The organism is Candidatus Hydrogenedentota bacterium, from assembly GCA_012730045.1.
Taxonomy (GTDB): domain Bacteria; phylum Hydrogenedentota; class Hydrogenedentia; order Hydrogenedentales; family CAITNO01; genus JAAYBR01.
In genome coordinates this window covers 1-4,850 of the sequence record JAAYBR010000077.1, presented here as the reverse complement: position 1 = coordinate 4,850, position 4,850 = coordinate 1, and the positions used below count along the sequence as shown (strand labels likewise).

The 4,850-nt window shown below is 68.0% G+C and carries 5 protein-coding genes; 1 reads left to right on the top strand and 4 read right to left on the bottom strand.

The genetic code is table 11. From position 1 onward, the window contains the following. Positions 1–515: 515 nt before the first annotated feature. Positions 516–1,907 carry a class II fumarate hydratase gene (gene fumC / locus GXY15_07795; GenBank protein ID NLV41116.1) on the top strand — a complete coding sequence of 464 codons (1,392 nt, stop codon included), beginning with the start codon at positions 516–518 and terminating at the stop codon, positions 1,905–1,907. Positions 1,908–2,087: 180 nt separating this feature from the next. Here the strand turns inward: fumC and folD are convergent, their stop codons facing one another. The 4 genes from folD to GXY15_07775 all read right to left on the bottom strand — a co-directional run bounded on the left by folD (position 2,088) and on the right by GXY15_07775 (position 4,361). Then, on the bottom strand, positions 2,088–2,981 hold the full coding sequence (folD, locus tag GXY15_07790; GenBank protein ID NLV41115.1) for a bifunctional methylenetetrahydrofolate dehydrogenase/methenyltetrahydrofolate cyclohydrolase FolD: 894 nt from the start codon (positions 2,979–2,981) through the stop codon (positions 2,088–2,090). A 156-nt stretch (positions 2,982–3,137) separates the two neighbouring features. Next, on the bottom strand, positions 3,138–3,389 hold the full coding sequence (locus tag GXY15_07785; protein ID NLV41114.1) for a sulfurtransferase TusA family protein: 252 nt from the start codon (positions 3,387–3,389) through the stop codon (positions 3,138–3,140). Positions 3,390–3,402: 13 nt separating this feature from the next. Then, complete coding sequence (locus GXY15_07780; GenBank protein NLV41113.1) at positions 3,403–3,783, bottom strand: winged helix-turn-helix transcriptional regulator; 381 nt, start codon at positions 3,781–3,783, stop codon at positions 3,403–3,405. Positions 3,784–3,812: 29 nt separating this feature from the next. After that, positions 3,813–4,361, bottom strand: a complete 549-nt coding sequence (locus GXY15_07775) for an NADH dehydrogenase FAD-containing subunit (GenBank protein NLV41112.1) — start codon at positions 4,359–4,361, stop codon at positions 3,813–3,815. Positions 4,362–4,850: the final 489 nt, after the last annotated feature.

The window sequence follows — 4,850 nt, the reverse complement described above, 5'->3', positions numbered from 1 at the left end:
TCCCCGGGCAAAGCGGTGTCGCCGCTTCGCTCTGCCACCGCACTCCACATAACAGACGGACCCGCCAGGGACGTGCGGGGGCTCCCGCGACATCTGACGCCTGACACGCCTTTCTTCAACGACATTCCCGCCTTCGGCGGTCTGGGGCTCGCGAGAACCGAATCCGTGGAGGGAACAAGATTGCCGCGCTTCGCTCGCAATGACGGGAAAACGAGCGTCATTGCGAGGCGGCCGCCCCGGGCCGCTGCGGCAATCTCTTGTCGGAAGACCTCAGGTTCTCCACACCCCATGGGTGAACACGCCCCTTTCACACCGCCGACGCTTTCAGCGCGAATCCCCAAGGGGTGCATTCCCTCGAACACGTCCACCACCGTTTCTTGTCCGGCGATTCGGGGTCCCGGCCCCCGGTTGACGCGTCGGGGCGCGGGCGGGGATAATGGGGCCTCCGAGGAACCGGTCCGTTCCGTCATTGGGCGTCCGCCGCGCGGCGCGCCCCCACCAGAGAGGATTCCCCCATGGACTACCGCATCGAGAAAGACACGCTGGGCGAGATGAAGGTCCCTGCGGACCGGTATTACGGGTGCCAGACGGCCCGGTCGCTCCAGAATTTCCGCATCGGCGGCGAGCGCATGCCCCGCGAGCTGCTCCGCGCCTTCGGCATCCTGAAGAAGGCGGCGGCCTCGGTGAACGAGCGCATGGGCCTGCTGGACCCGAAGCTGGCTGACGCGGTCCGCGCGGCGGCGGACGAGGTCATTGAGGGAAAACTGGACGGCCATTTCCCGCTGGTGGTCTGGCAGACGGGCAGCGGCACGCAGACGAACATGAACGTGAACGAGGTGATCGCCAACCGGGCCATTGAGATGCTCGGCGGCGAAATGGGCAGCAAGAAGCCCGTCCACCCGAACGACCACGTGAACATGTCGCAGTCGTCGAACGACACCTTCCCCGCCGCCATGAGCATCGCCGCCGTGGAGCAGGCGCACACCCGCCTGGTCCCCGCGCTGGAGGCCCTGCGCGACGCCCTCCAGGAGAAGGCGGACGCCTACGCGGACGTCATCAAGATCGGCCGGACCCACCTCATGGACGCCACGCCGCTCACGCTGGGGCAGGAGTTCTCGGGCTACGCCCAGCAGGCGGCCAACGGCGCCGCGCGGGTGAACCAGACACTGCCGCGCCTGGCCGAGCTGGCCATCGGCGGCACCGCGGTGGGCACGGGCCTCAACACGAAGCGGGGCTACGCAGAGGCGGTGGCCGACGAGATCGCGGAGCTCACGGGACTGCCGTTCACCTCCGCGCCGAACAAGTTTGAGGCCCTCGCGGCGCACGACGCCATGGTGATGACCCACGGCGCGCTGAAGACCGTCGCCGCGTCGTTCATGAAGATCGCCAACGACATCCGCTGGCTCGGCAGCGGCCCCCGCTGCGGCATCGGCGAGCTGCTCCTGCCGGAGAACGAGCCGGGCTCCTCCATCATGCCGGGCAAGGTGAACCCCACGCAGTGCGAGGCCCTCACCATGGTGGCCGCGCAGGTCATGGGCAACGACGTGGCGGTGAACATCGCCGGGGCCTCGGGCAACTTCGAGCTGAACGTGTTCAAGCCCGTGATCATTTACAACGTCCTGCAGTCCATCCGCCTGCTGGCCGACGCCGCCGACTCGTTCCGCGAGAACTGCGTGGCCGGGCTGGAGCCGAACGCGCGCCGCATCCGCGCGCACCTCGAGAACTCGCTCATGCTGGTGACGGCGCTCAACCGCGTCATCGGCTACGACAACGCCGCCAAAATCGCCCGCGCCGCCCACCTCAACGGCACCACGCTGAAGGAGGAGGCCCTGCGCACCGGCCTGCTCACCGCGGAGACCTTCGACGAGGCGGTGGACCCGTCCAAGATGCTCGGCCCGTCGGACTGAGCGGGGAGCCGCTGTGGCGGGGGCGCGGCAAGCGGCGCCCCTACGGGGGTGGAACGTTGGATGGACGAGGGCGCGGCAAGCAACTCCCCCCACGGGACGCGGCGGGGTGTCGGCGGGGTGTCGCTCATCGTGCGGGGGCCTCCGGTTCGCGCCCTATTTTACCTGAAACCGGCGGCGCCCCTATTTCCCCGCGCGCCGGGCGGCGAGGACGGTGTTGCGCATGAGCATGGCGATGGTCATGGGGCCGACGCCGCCGGGCACGGGCGTGATGGCGCGGGCCTTCTTCGCCACGCCGGCGAAGGCAACGTCGCCCACGAGGCGGGTGCCGCTCTTTTTCGTGGCGTCGGGGATGCGGTTCACGCCGACGTCTATGACGACGGCGCCCTCGCGGACCATGCGCGCCGTGACAAACTCCGGCACGCCGATGGCGGCGACGAGGATGTCGGCCTGCCGCGTGAGGGCGGCGAGGTTTTTGGTGCGCGAGTGGCAGACGGTCACGGTGGCGTTGGCGCCCTTCGCCTTCTGCATGAGCAGCGCCGCCAACGGCTTGCCGACGATGTTGGACCGGCCCACGATGACGACATGCTTCCCGGCGGGGTCGTAGCCCCAGCGCTTCAGCAGCTCCTGGCAGCCCGCGGGCGTGCAGGACACGAAGGCCTCCTCGCCGTTCAGCAGGCGCCCCACGTTCACGGGGTGGAACCCGTCCACGTCCTTGTCCGGCGAGATCGCGTTGAGCACGCGCTGCTCGTCCATGTGCTTGGGCAGGGGCACCTGCACGAGGATGCCGTGGACCTTCGGGTCGGCGTTGAGCTTCGCGATGAGGGCCAGCAGCCGCTTCTCGGTGGCATTCGCGGGCAGGTCGTGGGAGAACGACGCGATGCCCAGGTCGGCGCAGGTCCTGCGCTTGGAGCGCACATAGACCTCGCTGGCGGGGTCCTCGCCCACCAGCACCACGGCCAGCCCAGGCTGGATGCCCTTCGCCCGCAGCGCGGCCACCTCGCCCTTCAGCTCCTCCAGGATGATCCCGGACGTCTTCTTTCCGTCAATGATTCTCGGTCCGCGCTTGGCAGGCATGGGACAAGCCCTCCGGCAGGTTGGGGTTCACCGGATATTGTAGTGCCCGCGCCCGGAGACGCGCAAACGCGCGACATCCGCGTCCGTCGTCAGATCGGTCAGACAGGTCCGACGCGTCCGACCTGTCCGACCTGCCCGAGGGGTCCGCCTTCCCGCTCACCGCACCCGCAGGAATACCCGGTAGTACCCGTCCTCCTGAAGGTCGCCGAGATACTCATGGCCGACCTTAACCGCCCAGCGTCCGAGGTCGGACGGGGTGCCGCAGTCGGAGGAGAGGATTTCCATCACGCTGCCGGAGGGCACGCCCGTGATGGCGCGCTTGGTCTCCAGCAGGGGGCCGGGGCACGACACGCCCCGCGCGTCCAGCTGTTTGTCCACTGCCAGGGTCCGCAGTTCATCCGCTGTCATGTCCGGTGCTCCTTTACGCTTCAGGTTGTGCCGCCGCCGCGGCGTGCTGCCCGAATACGGCCTCCGGCCCGTGCCGCCAGCCGTCCATCAGGGCGTCGTGGATCAGCCGGACGCCCTCCAGAAAACGCGGGTCGGCCACGGCGCAGTAGACGTGGTGCCCCTCGCGCGCCGTGCGCACCGCGCCCTTGTCCCGCATCACCCGCAGGTGCTGGGAGATGTTCTGCAGACTCACGCCCGCGTGCTCCGCCAGCTCCGACACCGTCCGGCGACCGTCGCGCAGGGCGCACAGGATGCTGATCCGGGTCGGATTGGCATAGACGGAGAAGAACTCCGCCACCATCCGGCAGGCCGCCGGGTTGAGGTGCCCGCGCCCGGCGCAGTCCGATGTTTCCATGGCACGTCTCCCCGCAGGTTGTCCGCCGCTCACATAAAAAAGCACTGCTTCGCGTCGGAGAACATGTCCACAAAGGTGCCCACCCCCACGAAGTCCATGCCGGGGTAGTCTATCATCTCCTCCTTCTTGATCCCCATCACGTCCATGGACATGGTGCAGACGTGGATCTTGATCCCCGCCTTCCCCGCCTCCGCCATCAGGTCCTCCAGGGACAGCACGTTGCGGCTTTTCATGACGGCGCGGATCATCTCCGGGCCGATTCCGAGCATCTGCATCTTGGACAGCGGCAGCTTCCGGGACCCCTTCGGCAGCATGATCCCGAACATTTTGTCCAATAGCCCCTTCTTCACCTTCTTCTTCGGGTCGCGCAGCGCCGCCGTCGCCCAGAAGGTGAAGAACATGTCCACCTCCATGTCGTAGGCCGAGGCGCCCAGGGCGATGATGAACGACGCCATGGTGTAGTCCAGGTCGCCCTTCATCACGCCGATGCACAGGCGGTCCCTGGCCACGCGGGCCTCCAGCCCGTCCACGCGCTTCGTGAGCGCCTGAAGGGCCGTCTGTATCTCCTGCGGCGTCATGGGGGTCTGCATGTCTGCCATGGGGTGTGCTCCTGGTAATGCGGGGGGGGCCTCCGGGTGCCGCCCCGCGAACATTCCAACGTTTGCAACCCTGTAACATTGCCCCGCCCCCCGGATATTCCTGCCAACGCGAAAGAACCCGGAGCGCCGGGGCCATGCCGGGAACGAGATCGCCGCGCTGCGCTGCTAAGAAAGTACCGGGTTCGCTGGAGAGGCCACGCCCCTGGGATCGCCAAGCTCCAGCTTGGCTTTCGGGGAAATACGGATCGAACAGGCCCGCGCGGAAAAACCCAAGAGGCCAAGCTGGAGCTTGGCGATCCCAGAGGGCGCGCAGTTTGGGCGATGGAGGGAGCCGAAGCCGTGGCGAGACGGGAGGGGTGCGGCATGGATCATCCCCGGGCAAAGCGGTGTCGCCGCTTCGCTCTGCCACCGCACTCCACATAACAGACGGACCCGCCAAGGGCGTGCGGGGGCTCCCGCGACATCTGA

What these genes read in the sequence shown, in the direction of transcription:
- fumC (NLV41116.1), top strand. Translation starts at nt 516, where the DNA reads ATGGACTACCGCATCGAGAAAGACACGCTGGGCGAGATGAAGGTCCCT.
- folD (NLV41115.1), bottom strand. Translation starts at nt 2,981, where the DNA reads ATGCCTGCCAAGCGCGGACCGAGAATCATTGACGGAAAGAAGACGTCC.
- GXY15_07785 (NLV41114.1), bottom strand. Translation starts at nt 3,389, where the DNA reads ATGACAGCGGATGAACTGCGGACCCTGGCAGTGGACAAACAGCTGGAC.
- GXY15_07780 (NLV41113.1), bottom strand. Translation starts at nt 3,783, where the DNA reads ATGGAAACATCGGACTGCGCCGGGCGCGGGCACCTCAACCCGGCGGCC.
- GXY15_07775 (NLV41112.1), bottom strand. Translation starts at nt 4,361, where the DNA reads ATGACGCCGCAGGAGATACAGACGGCCCTTCAGGCGCTCACGAAGCGC.